The 20,442-nt window shown below is 59.2% G+C and carries 21 protein-coding genes and 1 tRNA gene; 15 read left to right on the plus strand and 7 right to left on the minus strand.

Annotated features, from left to right (window positions below; translation table 11 throughout):
* Positions 1 to 79: 79 nt before the first annotated feature.
* Genes ACL2XF_RS25055 through ACL2XF_RS25070 form a run of 4 tightly spaced genes read right to left on the minus strand, consistent with a single transcriptional unit; the run spans position 80 to position 3,529 of the window.
* Entirely contained in the window at positions 80 to 934 is an 855-nt protein-coding gene (locus ACL2XF_RS25055; RefSeq protein WP_413727713.1) for a metal ABC transporter permease, read from the minus strand.
* The gene (locus ACL2XF_RS25060) at positions 931 to 1,800 is read right to left on the minus strand and encodes a metal ABC transporter permease (protein WP_410013603.1); all 870 of its coding nucleotides are present in this window, start codon (positions 1,798 to 1,800) and stop codon (positions 931 to 933) included. Before ACL2XF_RS25060 ends, ACL2XF_RS25055 begins: the two co-directional genes overlap by 4 nt.
* Positions 1,800 to 2,612 carry an ATP-binding cassette domain-containing protein gene (locus ACL2XF_RS25065; protein WP_410013604.1) on the minus strand — a complete coding sequence of 271 codons (813 nt, stop codon included), beginning with the start codon at positions 2,610 to 2,612 and terminating at the stop codon, positions 1,800 to 1,802. Before ACL2XF_RS25065 ends, ACL2XF_RS25060 begins: the two co-directional genes overlap by 1 nt.
* Positions 2,609 to 3,529: a metal ABC transporter substrate-binding protein gene (locus ACL2XF_RS25070; protein WP_413728860.1), complete on the minus strand. Its 921-nt coding sequence runs from the start codon at positions 3,527 to 3,529 to the stop codon at positions 2,609 to 2,611. The genes ACL2XF_RS25065 and ACL2XF_RS25070 overlap by 4 nt, the downstream gene beginning before the upstream one ends.
* Before the next feature lie 316 nt (positions 3,530 to 3,845).
* Between ACL2XF_RS25070 and mntR the strand changes: the two genes are divergently transcribed.
* From mntR to ACL2XF_RS25085, 3 genes are all read left to right on the plus strand, one after another.
* On the plus strand, positions 3,846 to 4,316 hold the full coding sequence (gene mntR / locus ACL2XF_RS25075; protein WP_413721412.1) for a manganese-binding transcriptional regulator MntR: 471 nt from the start codon (positions 3,846 to 3,848) through the stop codon (positions 4,314 to 4,316).
* Positions 4,317 to 4,503: 187 nt separating this feature from the next.
* Positions 4,504 to 5,709: a zinc metallochaperone GTPase ZigA gene (gene zigA / locus ACL2XF_RS25080; RefSeq protein WP_413728861.1), complete on the plus strand. Its 1,206-nt coding sequence runs from the start codon at positions 4,504 to 4,506 to the stop codon at positions 5,707 to 5,709.
* Positions 5,710 to 5,828: 119 nt separating this feature from the next.
* The gene (locus ACL2XF_RS25085) at positions 5,829 to 8,045 is read left to right on the plus strand and encodes a YgiQ family radical SAM protein (RefSeq protein ID WP_413727714.1); all 2,217 of its coding nucleotides are present in this window, start codon (positions 5,829 to 5,831) and stop codon (positions 8,043 to 8,045) included.
* Here the strand turns inward: ACL2XF_RS25085 and ACL2XF_RS25090 are convergent.
* Entirely contained in the window at positions 7,963 to 8,571 is a 609-nt protein-coding gene (locus ACL2XF_RS25090; protein ID WP_413721410.1) for an HD domain-containing protein, read from the minus strand. The two genes, ACL2XF_RS25085 and ACL2XF_RS25090, sit on opposite strands and share 83 nt — an antisense overlap.
* A 240-nt stretch (positions 8,572 to 8,811) precedes the next feature.
* Between ACL2XF_RS25090 and trhA the strand changes: the two genes are divergently transcribed.
* Entirely contained in the window at positions 8,812 to 9,459 is a 648-nt protein-coding gene (trhA, locus tag ACL2XF_RS25095) for a PAQR family membrane homeostasis protein TrhA (RefSeq protein WP_410013608.1), read from the plus strand.
* Positions 9,460 to 9,582: 123 nt separating this feature from the next.
* Here trhA and ygfZ read toward each other — a convergent pair whose 3' ends face one another.
* On the minus strand, positions 9,583 to 10,566 hold the full coding sequence (gene ygfZ, locus ACL2XF_RS25100; protein ID WP_413727715.1) for a tRNA-modifying protein YgfZ: 984 nt from the start codon (positions 10,564 to 10,566) through the stop codon (positions 9,583 to 9,585).
* On the opposite strand from ygfZ, the gene ACL2XF_RS25105 reads away from it, so the two are divergent.
* From ACL2XF_RS25105 to ACL2XF_RS25115, 3 genes are all read left to right on the plus strand, one after another.
* Positions 10,565 to 10,720: a hypothetical protein gene (locus tag ACL2XF_RS25105; protein ID WP_410013610.1), complete on the plus strand. Its 156-nt coding sequence runs from the start codon at positions 10,565 to 10,567 to the stop codon at positions 10,718 to 10,720. The two genes, ygfZ and ACL2XF_RS25105, sit on opposite strands and share 2 nt — an antisense overlap.
* Positions 10,721 to 10,783: 63 nt before the next feature.
* A complete protein-coding gene (gene sdhE, locus ACL2XF_RS25110) occupies positions 10,784 to 11,050 on the plus strand; it encodes an FAD assembly factor SdhE (protein WP_410013611.1) in 267 nt (88 codons plus the stop codon).
* On the plus strand, positions 11,031 to 11,450 hold the full coding sequence (locus tag ACL2XF_RS25115) for a protein YgfX (protein ID WP_410013612.1): 420 nt from the start codon (positions 11,031 to 11,033) through the stop codon (positions 11,448 to 11,450). Before sdhE ends, ACL2XF_RS25115 begins: the two co-directional genes overlap by 20 nt.
* Positions 11,451 to 11,481: 31 nt before the next feature.
* Here ACL2XF_RS25115 and fldB read toward each other — a convergent pair whose 3' ends face one another.
* Positions 11,482 to 12,000 (minus strand): flavodoxin FldB, encoded by a 519-nt coding sequence (fldB, locus tag ACL2XF_RS25120; protein WP_413721407.1) that lies wholly within the window; start codon positions 11,998 to 12,000, stop codon positions 11,482 to 11,484.
* Between the two features lie 99 nt (positions 12,001 to 12,099).
* Here fldB and xerD point away from each other — a divergent pair, with 99 nt between their 5' ends.
* The 8 genes from xerD (at position 12,100) to ACL2XF_RS25160 (ending at position 20,096) form a co-directional block, all read left to right on the plus strand.
* Complete coding sequence (gene xerD / locus ACL2XF_RS25125) at positions 12,100 to 13,014, plus strand: site-specific tyrosine recombinase XerD (RefSeq protein ID WP_413727716.1); 915 nt, start codon at positions 12,100 to 12,102, stop codon at positions 13,012 to 13,014.
* Between the two features lie 79 nt (positions 13,015 to 13,093).
* Entirely contained in the window at positions 13,094 to 13,798 is a 705-nt protein-coding gene (dsbC, locus tag ACL2XF_RS25130; RefSeq protein WP_410013615.1) for a bifunctional protein-disulfide isomerase/oxidoreductase DsbC, read from the plus strand.
* 5 nt (positions 13,799 to 13,803) lie between these two features.
* Positions 13,804 to 15,540: a single-stranded-DNA-specific exonuclease RecJ gene (gene recJ, locus ACL2XF_RS25135; protein ID WP_413721406.1), complete on the plus strand. Its 1,737-nt coding sequence runs from the start codon at positions 13,804 to 13,806 to the stop codon at positions 15,538 to 15,540.
* Positions 15,541 to 15,625: 85 nt separating this feature from the next.
* Positions 15,626 to 16,724, plus strand: a protein-coding gene (gene prfB, locus ACL2XF_RS25140; RefSeq protein WP_410013617.1) for a peptide chain release factor 2 whose coding sequence is annotated in 2 segments (ribosomal slippage) — positions 15,626 to 15,700 and positions 15,702 to 16,724 — 1,098 coding nt in all. Because the reading frame shifts where the segments join, the coding sequence is not laid out codon by codon here.
* A 9-nt stretch (positions 16,725 to 16,733) separates the two neighbouring features.
* On the plus strand, positions 16,734 to 18,254 hold the full coding sequence (gene lysS / locus ACL2XF_RS25145; protein WP_413721405.1) for a lysine--tRNA ligase: 1,521 nt from the start codon (positions 16,734 to 16,736) through the stop codon (positions 18,252 to 18,254).
* Between the two features lie 223 nt (positions 18,255 to 18,477).
* Positions 18,478 to 18,551 (plus strand) — tRNA-Gly (locus ACL2XF_RS25150).
* An 884-nt stretch (positions 18,552 to 19,435) separates the two neighbouring features.
* Positions 19,436 to 19,843 carry a hypothetical protein gene (locus tag ACL2XF_RS25155; RefSeq protein WP_413721404.1) on the plus strand — a complete coding sequence of 136 codons (408 nt, stop codon included), beginning with the start codon at positions 19,436 to 19,438 and terminating at the stop codon, positions 19,841 to 19,843.
* Between the two features lie 142 nt (positions 19,844 to 19,985).
* Positions 19,986 to 20,096, plus strand: coding sequence for a POTRA domain-containing protein (locus ACL2XF_RS25160; RefSeq protein WP_413721403.1), 111 nt, complete (start codon positions 19,986 to 19,988; stop codon positions 20,094 to 20,096).
* The last annotated feature ends 346 nt before the right edge of the window (positions 20,097 to 20,442 follow it).

Here is a 20,442-nt window from a genome sequence, read left to right on the forward strand (position 1 = left end):
ACCAACAAAAGGGAAGGCGATTGGCAAGTATCGCCCGGCGCCAGCACCATGATAGCGTCGCCGCGCCCGGCGGATGCGCTCAGGCGGTGGCCGCGTGATTTTTGCGCCGGGCGAGGCGATAGATTTGCGCCGCCACAAACAGCACGGCCTGGACGATAACGATACAGGGCCCGGTGGCGCCGTCGATATAAAAACTTATCAGCGTGCCGGTAACGCAGGAGAACACCGAGACCAGCACCGCCGCCAGCAGCATCCCGTCGAACCGGCGGGCGAGCAGGGAGGCGGTAATGCCGGGTGAAATCAGCATGGCGATCACCAGTATCACGCCCACCGCCTGCAGGGCGGCGACAATGGTCAGCGCCAGCAGGCATAACAGGCCATAATGCAGCGTCTTTACCGACAGGCCCAGCACCCGCGCCTGGGCCGGATCAAAACAATACAGCATCAGATCCCGGCGCTTGACCAGGATGACCAGGGATACCGCGCCGGCTATCAACACGACCTGCCACAGCTCCGCGGGCGTAATGCCCAGCACATTGCCGAACAGGATATGGCTGAGGTGCTGGTCGGTATCGATACGTGAAAATAGCACCAGGCCGAGGGCGAACATGCCCGAGAAGACAATGCCCATGACCGTGTCCTCCTTCACCCGGCAGTGGTCTTTGATATAACCGGTGCCCAGGGCGCATACGATACCCGATCCAAAGGCGCCGGCCACGATCGGCAGTCCGGCGATATAGGCCAGGATAATGCCCGGCAGCACCGCGTGGGAGATGGCGTCCCCCATCAGCGACCAGCCTTTGAGCACCAGGAAGCACGACAAGATGGCGCACACCACGCCGGTGGCGATGGCGGCGATAATCGCCCGTTGCATAAACGGAAAGCCCAGTGGTTCGGCGACATAGGCGAGCAGGTAATCCAACCATGCCATCATCCGGCGCTCCGTCTGTCTTTAGCCCGCGCCCGGCCACGCATCTTGGCGGCCAGCAGCCCGTGTTTCGGCGCCAGCAAAAACGCCAGCAGGAAAACCAGGGTTTGCAGGGTAACGATAACCCCGCCGGTGGCGCCGTTCAGGAAATAGCTCAGCCAGGCGCCGCAGGCGCTGGTCAGGGTGCCGATGATCACGGCGATTATGATAAGGCGCGGGAAGCGATCGGTCAGCAGGTACGCCGTGGCGCCGGGCGTTATCACCATGGCTATGACCAGGATGGCGCCGACCGTTTGCAGCGCGGCCACGGTACAGGCGCTCAACAGCGTGAAAAAAATAATTTTCAGGCGCAGCGGCGACAGGCCGATGGAGACGGCATGGCCCTCGTCAAAAAACGCCGCCAGCAGATCCTTCCAGATCACGCACAGCACGATAAAAGACACGCCGCTTATCACCTGCACCTGCAGGACATCCGCGTCGGCTATCCCGAGGATATTGCCGAAGATGATCGATTGCACGTTGACCGACGTGGGATTTAGCGAAACGATCAGTAGCCCGACGGCGAAAAAAGTGGTGAAGACAAAACCGATAATGGCGTCCTCGCGCAGCCGGGTATAATGGCGCACCAGCGTCATCACCAGCGCCGCCAGCATACCGGTCAGGAACGCGCCGGCGGCGATGGGCAAACCCAGCGCATACGCGCCCGCCACGCCCGGCACCACCGAGTGGGACAGCGCATCCCCCATCAGCGACCAGCCCTTGAGCATCAGGTAGGCCGAAAGAAAGGCGCAGACCCCGCCGACAATGCCGCTTACCCAAATGGCCTTGAGCATATAATCGTACTGAAACGGCTGTAGCAAGAGCGCCATCATCACGAAACCCGCTTATCGGCGTCGACCGCGCGCAGTCCGGCCCGCGGCGCCCCGGCCGCCGCGATATCAAACTGGCGCAGCCTGCCGCCGAATACCCGCTCCAGGTTTTCCTGGGTAAAGGCGGCGGCGGTAGGGCCGGCGGCCAGTACTGTGCGGTTGATCATCACCACCCGGTCGCAAAATTCCGGCACGCTGGCCAGGTTATGGGTAGAGACCAGGATCAGATGGCCTTCGGCGCGCAGCGATTGCAGCAGCGCGATAATGGCATCTTCGGTCTGCACATCAATACCGGTAAACGGCTCGTCAAGGAGCATGACCCGTCCCTGCTGCGCCAGCGCCCGCGCCAGGAACACCCGTTTGCGCTGGCCGCCGGACAGTTCGCCAATCTGGCGCTGGCGGAATGCGCTCATGCCGACCCGCGCCAGCGCCCGGTCCACCTGGGCCTTATCCTCGGCGGAAGGGATGCGCAGGAAAGACATTTTGCCATAACGCCCCATCATCACGACATCCGCCACCAGCACCGGGAAATTCCAGTCCACTTCCTCGGTTTGCGGCACATAGGCAATCAGGTTTTTACGCAGCGCCTTCGCCACCGGCAGGTTATCCAGGGTAACCTTGCCGGAGGAAGGGCGCACCATGCCCATAATGCTTTTGAACAATGTCGATTTGCCGCTGCCGTTGATGCCGACCAGCGCGCAGATGGTGCCGCCGGTAAGCCGGAAACTGGCGTTGCTGATGGCGGTATGGCCGTTATTGTAGGTGACCGTCACGTCGTCCACCCGGAGATCGGGCTGATAGCCGGTGTTGTTCATTGGCCGAACCCCCTGGCGATGGTATCCACCGTCACGTTAAGCAGGCTGAGGTAGTCGGGCACCGGCCCGCCGGCTGCCGACAGCGAATCGACATACAGCACGCCGCCGTAGCGCGCGCCGGTTTCCTTGGCGACCTGCCGGGCGGGTTTATCCGAGATGGTGCTTTCGCTGAACACCACCGGGACCTGCTGCTCCCGCACCAGATCGATCACCCGGCGCACCTGCTGGGGCGTGCCCTGCTCCTCGGCGTTGATCGGCCAAAGATAGGCTTCGCGCAGGGCGTAATCCCGCGCCAGGTAGCTGAAGGCGCCTTCGCTGGTCACCAGCACGCGCCGGGATGCGGGAATATTGGCCAACCGGGCGCGCAGCGGGGCGTCGGTGGCGGCGATTTTCTCCGCATAGGCTTTGGCGTTGCGGTTGTAGGCGTCGGCGTTGGCCGGGTCGTATTGCACCAGCGCCTTGCGGATGTTTTCCACATAGATCAGCGCATTGGCGGACGACATCCAGGCATGGGGGTTGGGATTGCCGTTATAGGGGCCTTCACGGATAGGCAGCGGCTCGATGCCCTCGGTGACTACGGCCGAGGGCACGTCATGGATATTATCGAAAAAACGGGCAAACCAGCGTTCCAGGTTCAGGCCGTTCCACAAAATCAGGTCCGCCGACTGGGTCTTGACGATATCGCGCGGGGTAGGCTGGTAATCATGGATTTCCGCGCCGGGCTTGGTGATGGATTCCACTACCGCCGCGTCGCCGGCCACGTTGCGCGCCATATCCTGAATAATGGTAAAGGTGGTTATCACCTTGAATTTTTTCTCCGCCATGGCGGGGGTGCCGGCAAGCGATAACGCCATGCCAAACAGCAGGCCCCATGGCGCCAGGGCGGAAAAACGTCTCTTTAACGGCAATAACGGCATGTCGGCGATCTCCATAAACGCTTCCGGTCATCAGGCTGGCCCTGGCAGGGTCGGAGTACAGTGTCGTCATCTTTTACCGATGTCCGCACGGCCGGGGCGTCATTACATTTGCATGTATATAATTAACAAGTGATGCTTTAATGTTCATATATAGCATGAGCTATACTGTATAGCAAAGGCAAACTTAATCTGTTTGTCGTCACCGCCGCGCCGTGCATGCCTATTTTGTTTATCAACGCCTTTGGTAACAATGCTATGCTTTACCTCGCCATCGCCGGTGATGGCCTTATGCAGCCGTACATCAAGAGGAAGGACTATGACCACCCCTGAAAAAGCGGATATGCCCGTCCGTAGCACGCAACTTGTGGATGTACAGGAACATGCGCAGGGTTTCCTTCAGGTCAGGGCAGCCCACCGTGCCGAGCTGATGGACGATTATGTGGAGCTTATCGACGATCTTATCCGTGATTTCGGCGAAGTCCGCCAGGTGGAATTGGCCGCGCGGTTGGGCGTATCGCAGCCCACGGTGGCGAAAATGCTGAAAAGGCTGGCCGCGGCGGGGCTAATCCGGCAATTACCCTACCGCGGCGTTTTTCTTACCCCCGAGGGCGAGGCGCTGGCGGCGCGCAGCCGGGAAAGGCACCAGGTGGTCGAGTCGTTCCTGCTGGCGCTGGGCGTCAGTCCTGAGACGGCGCGCCTGGATGCCGAAGGGCTGGAGCATCATGTCAGCGAGGAAACGCTGGCCATTTTCCGCGCGTTTACCGAACAAGCCGCCCGGCAAAAATAACGGCCTTTACCTTATCCATTCCTTCTGTGTGTCCCGCAGGCGAAAGACGCGGGAAAGCTCTGGTCTTTATTGAATACGTTATGTTATAACGTAACATTAAAGCACGGACTTCTCCGCCCTTTTACCAACCACAACACTGATGGAGTGAAACATGCGTGCGACAGATAAAATGCCCGGCATAACCCGGATGGGGGAAGGGCGTGCATCCATTCCCCTGCCGGTAACCGTGCTTTCGGGGTTCCTTGGCGCGGGTAAAACCACCTTGCTTAACCACATCCTTAACAACCGGCAAGGCCGCCGCGTGGCGGTGATCGTCAATGATATGTCGGACGTGAATATTGATGCGGCACTGGTGCGCGACGGCGGCGCCGAATTGTCCAGAACGGATGAAAGGCTGGTGGAGATGAGCAACGGCTGCATTTGCTGCACCCTGCGGGAAGATTTGCTGCTGGAAGTCGGCCGGCTGGCGAAAGAGGGCAAATTCGACCAATTGGTCATCGAATCCACCGGTATTTCCGAACCCCTGCCGGTGGCCGAGACCTTTACCTTTACCGATGACGACGGCCTGAGCCTGTCGCACGTCGCCCGCCTGGATACCATGGTCACCGTGGTGGATGCGTTCAACTTCCTGCGCGATTACGGTTCGCGCGACAGCCTGTCATCCCGGGGCGAATCCCTGGGCGTGGAGGACCCGCGCACGGTGGTGGATCTCCTGATCGAACAGATCGAATTCTGCGATGTGCTGGTGCTGAACAAAATCGATCTGATCGGCGAAGACGAACGCCTGCGCCTGTTGGCTATCCTGCGCGGCCTGAACCCAAGGGCAAAAATCGAAGCGGCTGAATTCGGCCGGGTGGCGCTGGATAGCGTCCTGAACACCGGATTGTTTGATTTTGACCAGGCGGCGCAGGCGCCGGGCTGGCTGAAGGAGCTGCGCGGCGAGCATACGCCGGAGACCGAAGAGTACGGCATTACCCACTTTGTCTATCGCGCCCGCCGGCCGTTTCATCCAGAGCGCTTCTACGCCTGGATTGCGAAGGATTGGCCCGGGGTGATGCGTTCCAAGGGTTTTTTCTGGCTGGCCACCCGTCCGGCGCATGCCGGTTCATGGTCGCAGGCCGGCGGCGTCAGCAGGCATGCTCCGGCTGGCTGCTGGTGGGCCGCCATACCCCGCGATCGATGGCCCGGCGATCCCGATACGCTGGCATTTATTCACGACAACTGGGTTGACGGGGTCGGCGATGCCCGTCAGGAACTGGTGCTGATCGGAATCGGCATGGATGAGGCGGGTTTAAGGGCAGGTTTTGACGCCTGTCTGCTGACCGATCGGGAAATGGCGCAGGGACCTGAGATGTGGTTCTGGTATGGCGATCCGTTTCCGCAATGGTCATAACCTGGCATTTGGCTGTTTTTATCGGGAAAAGCCCGCACTACTGATAAAGATCCCTGCTTATTTCGCCGGGTACGCGTATAATCGCCGCCCGGCGAATTAACCAGATAAAGAGTGCTTGTATGGCGTCCACCAGCCTGATCCAACCCGAACGCGGCCTGTTTTCCTATCCTCCTTATTGGGCGGAATGTTACGGCATCGCGCCGTTTTTGCCGATGTCGCGCGCCGAAATGGAACAATTGGGGTGGGACAGCTGCGATGTGGTGATAATCAGCGGCGACGCCTATGTCGATCATCCCAGCTTCGGCATGGCGATTATCGGCCGCATGCTGGAATCCCAGGGGTTTCGCGTCGGCATCATTGCCCAGCCGGACTGGACCAGCAAGGACGACTTTATGCGCCTGGGGCGGCCGAACCTGTTTTTTGGCGTCACCGCCGGCAATATGGATTCGATGATCAACCGCTATACCGCCGACCGCAAGCTGCGCCATGACGACGCCTACACCCCCGGCAACGTCGGCGGCAAGCGTCCGGACCGCGCCACCATGGCCTATAGCCAGCGCTGCAAGGAAGCTTACAAAGAGGTGCCGGTGATCCTTGGCGGCATTGAGGCCAGCCTGCGGCGCATCGCCCATTACGATTATTGGTCCGATACCGTGCGCCGCTCGGTGCTGGTGGATTCGAAAGCCGATATGCTGATCTACGGCAACGGCGAGCGGCCGCTGGTGGAGCTAGCCCATCGGCTGGCGGCGGGGGAGGCGATCGGCGCCATCGACGATGTGCGCAATACCGCCATTATGCGCCGGGAGCCGCTGCCCGGCTGGAGCGGGGTGGATTCCACCCGCCTGGACCAGCCTGGGCGCATCGAACCGATCCTTAATCCCTATGGCGACGACCTGCCCTGTGCCGACGGCGCGGCGCCGGCTCCGCAGGCCGGATCGGTAACGGTGCGCGCCGCCAAACCCAAGCCGTGGGAAAAAACCTACGTGCTGCTGCCTTCGTTCGAAAAAGTCAAAGGCGATAAGGTGATGTATGCCCATGCCTCGCGCATCCTGCATCACGAAACCAACCCCGGCTGCGCGCGGGCGCTGATGCAAAAACACGGCGATCGTTATGTCTGGATCAATCCGCCGGCCATTCCCCTGACCACCCCGGAGATGGACCAGGTTTTCGCCCTGCCGTTCCAGCGCGTGCCGCATCCGTCCTACGGCAAGGCGGCCATCCCGGCGTATGAGATGATTCACTCGTCCATCAATATCATGCGCGGCTGCTTCGGCGGCTGCTCGTTTTGTTCGATTACCGAACATGAAGGCCGTATTATCCAAAGCCGCTCGCAAGCGTCCATCGTGCGCGAGATCGAGGCCATTCGCGATACGGTGCCGGCGTTTACCGGCGTGATTTCCGATCTGGGCGGGCCGACCGCCAATATGTATATGCTGCGCTGTAAATCGCCCCGGGCGGAACAGACCTGCCGCCGCGCTTCCTGCGTCTATCCGGAAATCTGCCCGCATATGGATACCGATCATGAGCCGACCATCTCGCTCTACCGGCGGGCGCGGGCGGTCAAAGGCATCAAAAAGGTGCTGATCGCCTCCGGCGTGCGTTACGATCTGGCGGTGGAGGATCCGCGCTATATCAAGGAACTGGCGCTGCACCATGTGGGCGGCTACCTGAAGATTGCGCCCGAGCATACCGAGGCCGGGCCCTTAGCGAAGATGATGAAGCCGGGCATGGGCAGCTACCACCGCTTTAAGGCATTGTTCGATCGCTACTCCGCCGAGGCGGGGAAAAAACAGTACCTTATTCCCTATTTTATTTCGGCGCATCCGGGCACGCGCGATGTGGATATGGTCAACCTGGCGTTATGGCTGAAGAAAAACCGTTTTCGGCTCGACCAGGTGCAGAATTTTTATCCGTCGCCGCTGGCCAGCGCCACCACCATGTATTACACCGGCAAGAATCCGCTGGCCAAGGTGGACTATAAGAGCGAAGAGGTGGTGGTGCCGCGCGGCGATCGCCAGCGCCGCTTGCATAAAGCGCTGCTGCGTTACCACGATCCGGCCAATGCCGCGCTGATCCGCGCCGCGCTGGAAGAGATGGGACTAAAGCACCTGATTGGCGGCGGGGGCGAATGCCTGGTGCCTTCCCCGGCAGCGGGCGCCGGGGAACCGCGTGCCGCGCGCGGCAACGCGCGTCCCGCCCTGACCCGGCATACCGATATGGCGCGCCAGCGCGCGCCGGCGGCGTCCGGCCGGGCTACTTCAGCCAGCCGTTCTGATGGGCGGCGTCAAGATGGCGTTTCAGATGTTCCCAAAGGGCAGGGTAAACGTCGCCGATAAAGGCGTTGCGCGTCAGCACCTGCTCAAGCCGGATGCCGTTTTCCACCCAGCTTTGGCCGCGGTTATGCAGGTTCATCAGCACCGGCATCAGCCGGTCCAGCATCAGGGCAAACTGCGCGTTGGGCGTTTCGCCCGCCTCGTACTCCAGCCATAGCTGATGGAAATGCCCGCGTTGCGGCGTCGGCAGCAGGCCGAACAGCCGTTCGGCGGCCGCTTCTTCCTGGGCATGCACCGCCGCCCGCCCGACCAAATCGTAAACCAGTACGTCGCCGGCGTCGATTTCCACGATATCGTGCACCAGCGCCATCTGGATCACCCGGTTGATATCGACGTTATCGTCCGCATAGGGCGCGAGCGCCATCGCCGCGACGGCAAAATGCCAGCTGTGCTCGGCGGTATTTTCCTGACGCTGGGTGCCAAGGACCTTGGTGCGGCGCTGAATGCTTTTAAGCTTGTCGATTTCCATTAAAAAAGCGATCACTTCGGTCAGTTCGCCGAAGGCGAGTTCAGGCGTTAGTTCAGACATATCAATTTTTAACCACGCTAGCGTAAAGCGCCACATTGTAGGCCAAACCGGCGGCAATTTCGAACGCTCTCTGCACGCCGTTTCCCATCGCCGCCGGGACGATAGGGTGCGAAGCGCGCCGCCGCCGTCAGGGCGCGTTAACATTTTTTCAGCTTACGCGTGTACACTGGAATGGTTCTCAGCTAAGCTTGGTGCGGTTGGCGAAAATGATAATGAGTTAAGATTGAGGATGTATTACGTATGGCTAATAAGCTATTAGCTCAGGGATATTCACTGGCGGAAGAGATCGCCAACAGCATCAGTCACGGCATCGGCCTGATCTTCGGTATCGTCGGCCTGGTGCTATTGCTGGTGCAGGCCGGTCATGTCGGCGCCGACGTGACGGCCATCACCAGCTACAGTTTGTACGGCGGCAGCATGATTCTGCTGTTCCTGGCCTCTACGCTCTACCACGCCATTCCCCATCCGCCGGCCAAGCGCTGGCTGAAAAAGATGGACCACTGCGCCATCTACCTGCTGATCGCGGGTACCTACACTCCGTTCCTGCTGGTGGGCCTGGCGTCGCCGCTGGCCAAGGGCCTGATGGTGGTGATCTGGAGCATGGCGCTGCTGGGCGTCGTGTTCAAACTGGCGTTTGCCCATCGTTTTGAGGTGATATCGCTTATCACCTACCTGACCATGGGCTGGCTATCGCTGGTGGTGATTTATCAGCTGGCGCAGCGCCTGCCGGTGGGCGGCCTGACGCTGCTGGCGGTGGGCGGTCTGGTCTACACGGTGGGGGTCATTTTTTACGCCTGCAACCGTATCCCGTTCAATCACGCCATCTGGCATGGGTTTGTGCTGGGCGGCAGCGTATGCCATTTCCTGGCGATTTATTTGTATATTTAATGCCGCCCGGCGGCCGCGGATAACAGGGATAACGCCGTCAAAGTCACACGACACCCGGCGCCATGCCTATGCCGCCGGGCGCGTCGGTCACTTCCCGCTTAAAGGCGGCGGCGCCGGTTTGCTTTACTCGATTTCATAAGGCAGGGGCTGGATCGCCAGCGCGCCGGCGGCGTCGTCCTTGACCCGCAGCCGGCTATCCGCCGCCAGATCGTTATTCAGCACCGCCTGTACCCAGACGCTGCCGTCCTCCAGTTGCAGGGCGGCCAGTACCGTGCCGGTGCGGCGCCAGTTATCGCCCATTTGCAGCTCAAGGTCTTCTCCCGCCGCCGGCACGCGGCCGGCTTTACCGGCCAGCCAGTACAGCGCCCGTTTATTGGCGCCCCGGTATTTGGCGCGCGCCACCATCTCCTGCCCGGCATAGCAGCCCTTGGTAAAGCTGATGCCGCCGAGCGACTGCAGGTTGACCGCCTGGGGAATAAACTGCGCGCTGCTGACGCTGTCGATGACCGGCAACCCGGCTTCGATATTCAACGCCAGCCACTGACGGCTGTCGGTCAACTGTGCCTGGCCCTCAAGCTTGTGCAGCAGTTGCTCCAGGACGCCGGGGGTGGTGACCAGTAAAAAACGCTCCGCGGGCAGGCTGAAATGCAGGATCGACGTTTCACCGTCCTCCACCACCTGATGTTCGGCGTCGGGCAGGGCGGCAAACAGGCCGGCCAGGGCCGCGCGCGCCTGAAACCCGGCGACGCCCAGCAGCAGCGCGTCCTCGTCCGCCGTCATGGCGACCTTGGAAAATACCGCGTATTTTTTCAGTTCCGCAAGCTGGGCGTCGCGCACGCTGCGCCGCTCGATATAGGCCATGCCCGCGCCGCGATGGAATATACGCATATTGCTGTACATTTTACCTTTTGCATCGCAATGCGCGCCCAGGATATGCCGATCGCGCGCCATAGCCTCCACATCGGTGGTGACCTGGCCCTGCAGGTACTTAAGGGTATCCGGCCCGGTCAGCCCGACCAGCGCCCAGTCCTCAAGCGACATCAGCGTCAGGGGCAAATGGCTGGAGGGAGAAGGTAAACGCGGCGGAAAAGGAACTTTAGGTGTCATGCAACACTCCTATCCTGTAAGACAAAACAATAGCCTAATGGTAAAAGAGTCAAGAGGCTTTGCAAGTGGTTATTTCATCGGCGCTGTGCCGAAATGTGCGATGCGTGCCGGTAAAAAATTGCCGGAACATGTCGAAATGTGTCGTTTTATGTAATGCCAACCCGTGAAACGGGTTAAACTATGCCCTGGCCGGATGGAAATGAGGTAAAAGATACAAATGGATATCGTTAATAAAGCGCGCATCCACTGGGCCTGCCGCCGCGGCATGCGCGAGCTGGATATCTCCATAATGCCGTTTTTTGAATACGACTATGACACCCTTAGCGACGATGACAAAGCCTTGTTCGTCCGCCTGCTGGAATGCGACGATCCCGATCTTTTCAATTGGCTGATGAATCATGGCGAACCCCAGGACAGCGGATTAAAAAAAATGATAACCATGATACAACAGCGAAATAAAGCCCGTGGCCCTCTGGCGATGTGACATACGGGTCTCCTGGCGCACGCAGATTTTTTCGCTGGCGGTTCATGGGATCCTGACCCTAGTGATCCTGCTGTCGCCGTGGCCGGAAAATTACGGCCTGGTCTGGGTTACGCTGATAACGCTTGTGGTGTTTGAATGCATCCGCAGCCAGAGGAATATCATGGCCTGCCGGGGAGAGCTGGTGCTGCAAAGCGACCGGCATATCCGCTGGCATCAGCAGGAATGGTCGGTCGTGGGGAAACCCTGGCTGCTTAAAGGCGGGGTGCTGCTGCGCCTGCGCCAGGTGGGGGGCAAAAAAAAGCGCCGCCTGTGGCTGGCCGCGGACTGCATGGGCCAGCGCGAGTGGCGCAGCCTGCGCCAGGCGCTGCTGCACCATGGCTCACAGGAAACGCTGGATTAACGCCGGACCGGCCTTGGCGCAATGCTGAAGGCTAAAGCAGCGCCGCCATTTCGTTCAGGATCTGCTCGCACCACAGCTGCAGGCGTTCCTCGCTTAAATCGTACTGATTCACCTCATCCAGCGCCAGGCCGACAAAATGCTCGCCGTCGGCGGCCAATGCCTTTGGACTGGTGAATTCATAACCGGCGGTGGGCCAGAAACCGATAAAGGTGGCGCCCCGCGGCGCCAGCACATCATGCAGATAACCCAGCGCGTCCAGGAACCACTCGCCGTAGCCGAGCTGATCGCCCATGCCGTACAGGGCGATAATCTTGCCCGACAGGTCCAGATCGGACAGCTGCGACCAGGATGCGTCCCAGTCTTCCTGGATTTCGCCGAAATCCCAGGTGGGGATGCCGAGGATCAGCACGTTATACTCTGCCATGCGGCTTGGCGGCACCTCTTTGATATTATGCAGGTCGACCAGATCCGGACCCAGGATATCGCGGATTTTCTCCGCCGCCATTTCGGTATAGCAGGTACTGGAGCCATAAAATAAACCGACTTTCATCTTTACTCATACTCTTGACCTTCAATCTATGTCATCAAGTGTACCAGATTCACCGCGTAATCAGGCATAATGCAGGCATGAAAAACACCGGGGGCCCAGATGCAGCAGCAGAATAACCCAGGATCGAACAACCCCTGGATCGAGCAGTTTCTCGATGCCCTGTGGCTGGAGCGCAACCTGGCCGAAAACACCCTGTCGGCCTACCGTCTCGATTTGCAGGCCCTGGCCGATTGGCTGGCCGCCCGCCAGACGGACCTGCAAACCGCCGGCACGGCGGATTTGCAAGCGTTCCTGGCCGACCGCCTGGAGCACGGCTATAAGGCCACCAGCTCCGCCCGCCTGCTGAGCGCCATGCGGCGCTTTTTCCAGTACCTGTACCGTGAAAAAGCGCGCGACGACGACCCCAGCGCCGCGCTGGCGGCGCCGAAGCTGCCGCAGCGCCTGCCCAAGGGGCTCAGCGAGGACCAGGTCGGCGCGCTGCTCAACGCGCCGGTGCTGGACCAGCCCATCGAAGTGCGCGACAAGGCGATGCTGGAGGTGCTTTACGCCACCGGCCTGCGCGTTTCGGAGCTGGTGGGCCTGACCATGAGCGATGTCAGTCTGCGCCAGGGCGTGGTGCGGGTTACCGGCAAAGGGGACAAGGAGCGGCTGGTGCCCCTGGGCGAGGAGGCGGTATACTGGGTGGAATATTACCTGGAGCACGGCCGTCCCTGGCTGATGAACGGCCAGAGCGCCGACGTCTTGTTCCCCAGCAACCGCAGCCGGCAAATGACCCGGCAGACCTTCTGGCATCGCATCAAGCATTATGCGATCCTGGCGGGTATCGACAGCGAGCGGCTCTCCCCCCATGTTTTGCGCCATGCGTTCGCCACGCATCTGCTTAACCACGGCGCGGACCTGCGCGTGGTGCAACTGCTGCTGGGCCACAGCGACCTGTCCACCACCCAGATTTACACGCATGTCGCAACCGAACGTCTTAAACTGATTCATCAGCAGCATCATCCCCGGGCCTGACGGGGATCAACGTATTGATCACCACCTGCGTGGCATAAACCAACAAGACCCATTTAGGATCAAGAGATAAGGACTGACAATGAAACCGAGCCTGGTATTGCTTTCTTTTGCGGCGCTGTCGCTTTCCCGCCTGGCCTGCGCCGATGACGCCGCCATTACGCACTCACTGGCGCGCCTGGGGGTGCATCAAGCGGAAATCCAGCCCGCGCCGGTGGCGGGGCTGAAAACCGTGCTGACCGAAAGCGGCGTGCTGTATGTCTCCGACGACGGTAAACACGTCATCCAGGGTCCGATGTACGACGTCGGCGGCAGCCAGCCGGTCAATGTGACCAACCAGCTGCTGGGCAAACGGCTGGACGCGCTGCAAAACCAGATGATCGTCTATAAAGCGCCGCAGCAAAAACATGTCATTACCGTCTTTACCGATATCACCTGCGGCTATTGCCACAAGATGCACGAGCAGATGAAAGACTACAACGGGCTGGGCATTACCGTGCGCTACCTGGCGTTCCCGCGCCAGGGGCTCAATTCCCAGGCGGAAAAAGACATGGTCTCGGTGTGGTGCAGCGCCAACCCCAATGCCGCCTTTGATAAAGCCATGAACGGCGACCCGGTGCCCGCCGCCGCCTGCAATACCGATATCAGCAAACATTACCAGCTGGGCGTGCAATACGGCATTCAGGGCACGCCGGCGGTGCTGCTGGACAACGGCGCCATGGTGCCGGGCTATCAAAGCCCGAAGGAAATGGCGGCGATGCTCGATCAGCAGCAGGCGGGCGGCTGACGGCGGTGAAAATCAAAACCGAACTGCGCCGCCGCCCGCAGGCAAGCGCCGAAGGACTGCGCGAGATGGATATCCATCCTTTGCTGCGCCGTCTTTATGCGCAGCGCGGCGTCAAAGGCGCCGGCGAGCTGGAGCGCGGCGTCAAGGGGCTGCTGGCATATGGGCAACTGGACGGTATCGAAAGCGCGGTGGATCTGCTGGTACGCGCCCTGGCTGACGAACGCCGCCTGATGGTGGTGGGCGATTTTGACGCCGACGGCGCCACCAGCACCGCGCTGATGGTGATGGCGCTGCGGCAGATGGGCGCCGGCCATGTGGATTTCCTGGTGCCGAACCGGTTCGAGGACGGCTACGGCCTTAGCCCCGAGGTGGTGGTGCAGGCGCTGGCGCGCCGCGCCGAGGTTATCATTACGGTGGATAACGGCATCTCGTCGCATGCGGGGGTCGATCTGGCCCATCAACACGGCATCCCGGTGCTGGTGACCGACCACCACTTGCCCGGCGACACCCTGCCGGACGCCGACGCCATCGTTAATCCCAACCTGGCCGGCTGCGCTTTCCCCTCTAAATCCCTGGCCGGGGTCGGCGTGGCGTTTTACCTGATGCTGGCGCTGCGCGCCCGGCTTAACGACAGCGGCTGGTTTGCGCAAAAAAATATCCCGGTGCCCAAGCTTGCCGAACTGCTGGATCTGGTGGCGCTGGGCACCGTTGCCGACGTAGTGCCGCTGGACGCCAATAATCGCATTCTCGTGCACCAGGGCATCAGCCGCATCCGCGCCGGCCGCTGCCGTCCCGGTATCCGGGCGCTGGCGGAGGTTGCCAACCGTGATACCGCCAGGCTCAGCGCCGGCGATCTGGGTTTTGCCCTCGGGCCGCGGCTTAACGCCGCCGGCCGGCTGGACGATATGTCGGTGGGCGTGGCGCTGCTGCTGACCGACGACCTGGCGCAGGCGCGCGGGCTTGCCGGTGAACTGGACGCCCTTAACCAGACCCGGCGCGAAATCGAGCAGGGCATGGAAGTGGAGGCGCTGGCGCTGTGCGGCCAGATGGAGCTAAACCAAAACGAAATGCCCTATGGCCTGGCTATCTACCACGCCGAATGGCACCAGGGCGTGGTGGGCATCCTGGCCTCGCGTATCAAGGAGCGTTTCCACCGCCCGGTCATCGCCTTCGCCCCGGCGGGCGACGGCATCCTGAAAGGCTCGGGCCGCTCGGTGGCGGGCCTGCATATGCGCGACCTGCTCGAAAGGCTCGATACGCTGCATCCCGGCATGATCATGAAATTCGGCGGCCATGCCATGGCGGCCGGCCTGTCCCTGGACGCCTCGCAGTTTGAGCCTTTTCGCCTGCGTTTTGCCGAACTGGTCAACGAATGGCTGGATCCGGCGCTGCTTGACGGCATTATCTGGTCCGACGGCGAACTGGGCGGCGGCGAACTGTCCCTGGCCACCGCCGAAATCCTGCGCGACGGCGGCCCCTGGGGCCAGGCTTTTCCGGAACCGCTGTTCGACGGCAAATTCCGCGTGCTGCAGCAAAAGCTGGTGGGAGACAAGCACCTGAAGCTGATGGTCGAACCGGTGGCCGGCGGTCCGCTGCTGGACGGCATTGCCTTTAATGTCGATAACACCCTCTGGCCCGACAACAGCGTGCGGCTGGTGGAGCTCGCCTACAAGCTGGACGTGAACGAATATCGCGGCAACCGCACGGTGCAATTATTAATCCAGCATCTCTGGCCGCTGTAAGCGCAATATGCTACACACCGGGGTGCGGATCCGTTAGAATACCGGGCTTATATGCCTATCTTTTCTTTACGAGCTAACTGAACTCATGTTTGAAATTAATCCGGTAAAAAACCGCATCCAGGACCTGTCTGAACGGACGGAAGTTCTCAGGGGGTATCTTTGACTACGATCTCAAGCGCGAACGCCTGGAAGAAGTCAACGCCGACCTGGAACAGCCCGATGTCTGGAACGACCCCGAGCGCGCCCAGGCCTTAGGCAAGGAACGCGCCTCCCTTGAAGCCATCGTCGACACCATCGATCAGATGACCCGCGGACTGGACGACGTGTCCGGCCTGCTGGAACTGGCGGTGGAGGAAGACGACGAGGAAACCCTTAACGACACTATCGCCGAGCTCGATCAGCTGGAGGCCAAACTGGCCCAGCTGGAGTTCCGCCGCATGTTCTCGGGCGAATACGACAGCGCCAACTGCTACCTGGATATCCAGGCCGGATCCGGCGGCACCGAAGCCCAGGACTGGGCCAGCATGCTGCTGCGCATGTACCTGCGCTGGGCCGAGGCCCGCGGCTTTAAAACCGAAATTATCGAACAATCCGATGGCGAAGTGGCCGGCATTAAATCGGTCACCATCAAGGTCATCGGCGAATACGCCTTCGGCTGGCTGCGCACCGAAACCGGCGTGCACCGCCTGGTGCGCAAAAGCCCGTTCGACTCCGGCGGCCGCCGCCATACCTCGTTCAGCTCCGCCTTTGCCTACCCGGAAGTGGATGACGATATCGATATCGAAATCAATCCGGCGGATCTGCGCATCGACGTCTACCGCGCCTCCGGCGCCGGCGGCCAGCATGTAAACCGCACCGAGTCCGCGGTGCGTATTACCCATTTGCCGACCAATATCGTCACCCAGTGCCAGAACGACCGCTCGCAGCATAAAAATAAAGAACAGGCGATGAAGCAGTTAAAGGCCAAGCTGTACGAGTTTGAACTGCAGAAGAAAAATGCCGAAAAGCAGGCGCTGGAAGACACCAAGTCCGATATCGGCTGGGGTAGCCAGATCCGCTCTTACGTCCTGGACGATTCCCGTATCAAGGATTTGCGCACCGGCGTGGAAACACGCAATACGCAGGCGGTACTGGATGGCGATCTGGATAAATTTATCGAAGCAAGCCTTAAAGCCGGGCTATGAGGAACCAAGATGTCTGAATCACAATCACAGGGCGGTGCCCCGCAGGCGACGGATGTCAATAACGAACTCGCGGCGCGCCGTGAAAAACTGGCGCTGCTGCGGGCGCAGGGCAATGCTTTTCCCAACGATTTTCGCCGCGACGCCACGTCCGATACGCTGCATGCCGCCTATGACGAACACAGCAACGAACAACTACAGGAACTGGGGCTCGAGGTCAGCATCGCCGGGCGCATGATGACCCGCCGTATCATGGGCAAGGCGTCTTTTGTGACCCTGCAGGACGTCGGCGGCACCATCCAGCTGTACGTCGCCCGCGACGAACTCCCCGAGGGCCTGTATAACGACCAGTTCAAAAAATGGGACCTGGGCGATATTCTCGGCGCGCGCGGCAAAGTCTTCAAGACCAAGACCGGCGAACTGTCGATCCACTGCACCGAACTGCGCCTGCTGACCAAGGCCCTGCGCCCGCTGCCGGATAAATTCCACGGCCTGGTGGATCAGGAAAGCCGCTATCGCCAGCGCTACCTGGACCTGATCGCCAACGACGAATCCCGCCATACCTTTAAAGTGCGCTCGCAGATCATGGCGGAAATCCGCCGCTTTATGGTGGATAAAGGCTTTATGGAAGTGGAAACGCCGATGATGCAAAGCATCCCCGGCGGCGCCGCCGCCCGGCCGTTTGTTACCCACCATAATGCGCTGGATATAGATATGTTCCTGCGCATCGCGCCTGAACTGTACCTCAAGCGCCTGGTGGTCGGCGGGTTTGAACGGGTGTTCGAGATCAACCGCAACTTCCGCAACGAGGGCATTTCGCCGCGCCATAATCCCGAGTTCACCATGATGGAACTCTATATGGCCTATGCGGATTATCGCGATCTCATCGTGCTGGTGGAAGAGCTGTTCCGCACCCTGACCGAGCGGGTATTGGGCACAAGCGTCATACAGTATGGCGACCAGACCTTTGATTTCGGCAAACCCTTTACCCAGATGACCATGCGCGAAGCCATCTGCCATTACCGCCCGGAAACCGTTGCCGCCCATCTGGACAATTTGGAACAGGCCAGCGCCATCGCCGCGTCGCTCGGCATCAAGATCGAAAAAAGCTGGGGCCTGGGCCGTATCCAGACCGAGATTTTTGAAGAAACCGCCGAAAGCCACCTGATCCAGCCGACCTTTATCACCGAATACCCGGCCGAGGTCTCGCCGCTGGCGCGCCGTAACGATGAAAACCCGTTCTTCACCGACCGGTTTGAGTTCTTTATCGGCGGCCGCGAAATCGGCAACGGCTTCTCGGAGCTGAACGACGCCGAAGACCAGGCGGCGCGTTTTGCCGAACAGGCCAGCGCCAAGGATGCCGGCGACGACGAAGCCATGTTCTACGACGAGGACTACGTTATCGCCCTCGAACACGGCATGCCGCCGACGGCGGGACTGGGCGTGGGTATCGACCGCATGATGATGCTGTTTACCAACAGCCACACCATCCGCGACGTGATCCTGTTCCCGGCGCTGCGCCCGCAGAAATAACGGGCCGGTACCCCAGCCGGTCAATGACCTGGGCCGGCGGGCTTAACGCCCCGCAGGCAGCAGCTAAACGGCGCCTTGAATGTTGGTTGCGCGCCAATATTCCGGGGCGCCGTTTTTTATTAGGGGATAACCGCTTAAAACTCACGCAGTTAATCGCCGCACCGCTTGCCAGGCACCGGCATAAGGTTATAATGCCTCTCGCGCTTTCCCCGAGCGCGGCCGTGCGGGTGTAGTTCAATGGTAGAACGGCAGCTTCCCAAGCTGCATACGAGGGTTCGATTCCCTTCACCCGCTCCAAAAAATATATCTGCATCTCGCTTCTCCTCTTACTCTCCAGGCTTTGTTTGCACCCTTGTATAGATTGTCAAAAACGGCGAACCGGGCCACACGCGAATGATGAAACGATCAGGGCTATAGCTAACGCTGGTTTAGCTTGCCCGACAGCACGACGCATCAGCGTCGCTCACCGCCATAACGGGAATGACAAGCACCTGTTCAAATGGATATGGTTGTTCCAGCGTGAAGGATGGGTCTTAAATTCCGGCACGACACGGTCGAAGTCTATAGAGGAATATGATAAATCGTCTTGGTCGCATAGACTGAAACGTCCGAATTGATGAAATGTTCGCTTGCACGCGCCCATGAAAAGCATTGATGAATAACCTAAAGGCGTAGTTTGCGAACACATGCTGCCTATTCTCCAGTCGCATGGTTAAACAATACTAACATTATCATAATCGCTATTTTTAAATGCAGCAGCATAATAATGTATTATTATCCCTTTTCTAAACTAAAACGCATTCTGTTTAAACTGGCGTTATTGTAATCACACTGTATTTACTTAAGATATGTGTATATTTTTTATAAGCATGATAGTACAAATGATTGTAATTTATAACGCTATTTATTCTCACCGTTATAATCTAAGCATTGTCCTGCAACGATGGCCTTGATGTGCTTGCAGACAATATTCGCAGGTTAACTGCCGGGAACGAGCAAGGGTGTCTGCTCCCGTAAACTGCAATAGTGAGTTGATAAACTGGGGATTAAACCGTAATCACGCGGCGTAGGAAAACACACCCTTAAAAAAGCCATTAAAAGGGAATCGTAAATTTTCTACCTAATAACCCGCACCGGAAGGCGTGTCTTATGCTTATTGGAATTGATTGAGGTATACAGGGATGAATTGTATCCAATATAACTTTCTGATCCACGCCTTTAGATCTGGCGTTTTCTTCTTGGTTGTTCAACATTCAGCGCTTGCGTTAGCCAGTATACACGCATTCCCGACAAAGGACATTTCTGCTTCGTTTGACGCTCAGGAGCAAACTCGGCACTTGGAGTGGGAACGGGTTTTTCAGCAGCATTTGTTTCCGAAAAGAGACATTCGGCTCACCCGCGCAAATGTTTTATTGCCTGATTACCCAGCTAATGAATCTCCTTGTTTCACTATCAACACCATCAAATTAGAAGGGGATACCGCCAGACATTTTCAATGGGCGCTTGACGCTGCCAAAAAAGCGAAAGGACCTTGCTTGGAAGCAAAGGGCAGCCGGCTGGCTATCGACAAAATACAAAATACAAAATAGATCATGGGCATGTGACCACGCGCGTTATGGCGCAGAATCAAGATATTACTCAAGGGATGTTGGCGCTAACGCTTCAGCCCGGACGCATTGCTAAAATCCAGTTTGTCGGGCCGTGTCTTACCGCGCCAGATTATGGAATGCCATGCCGTCAGTTACAGGAGATATCCTTAACCTGCGCGATATCGAACAAGCGTTGGAGAATTTTACCGATGTGTACAACGCTAATGCCGATATCAAAGATTATACCTGGTGATCGGGACGTTACCAGCGATTGACGAAACAGGATTGTCTGGCGCTACACCATCCGTGGATTTGCAGGGGAAAAAAAATATCCGGCGACAAAGGCATTACCTGGCGCAATAAGTTGACTTGAAATCCATGGTCGCGTGGTCAAAAACTCCATTGGGCGTTGGATTATGGTCGTGCGGATGGTCTCGGCACCCGCTATTTGGCAGAACATCAACTGGCTGGCGGCGCCTTAGGTCTGCGGGGCGCATTGTGGAAGTGTCTTAGTTTTGATTTTTTTGCCGGCGTCCCGCTGGTTAAGCCGGATAAGTTCCATACCTCCGGCCTCACCAGCGGTTTTAGCATCAATGTAG

Source organism: Sodalis sp. RH19 (assembly GCF_047324215.1).
Classification (GTDB): Bacteria; Pseudomonadota; Gammaproteobacteria; order Enterobacterales; family Enterobacteriaceae; genus Acerihabitans.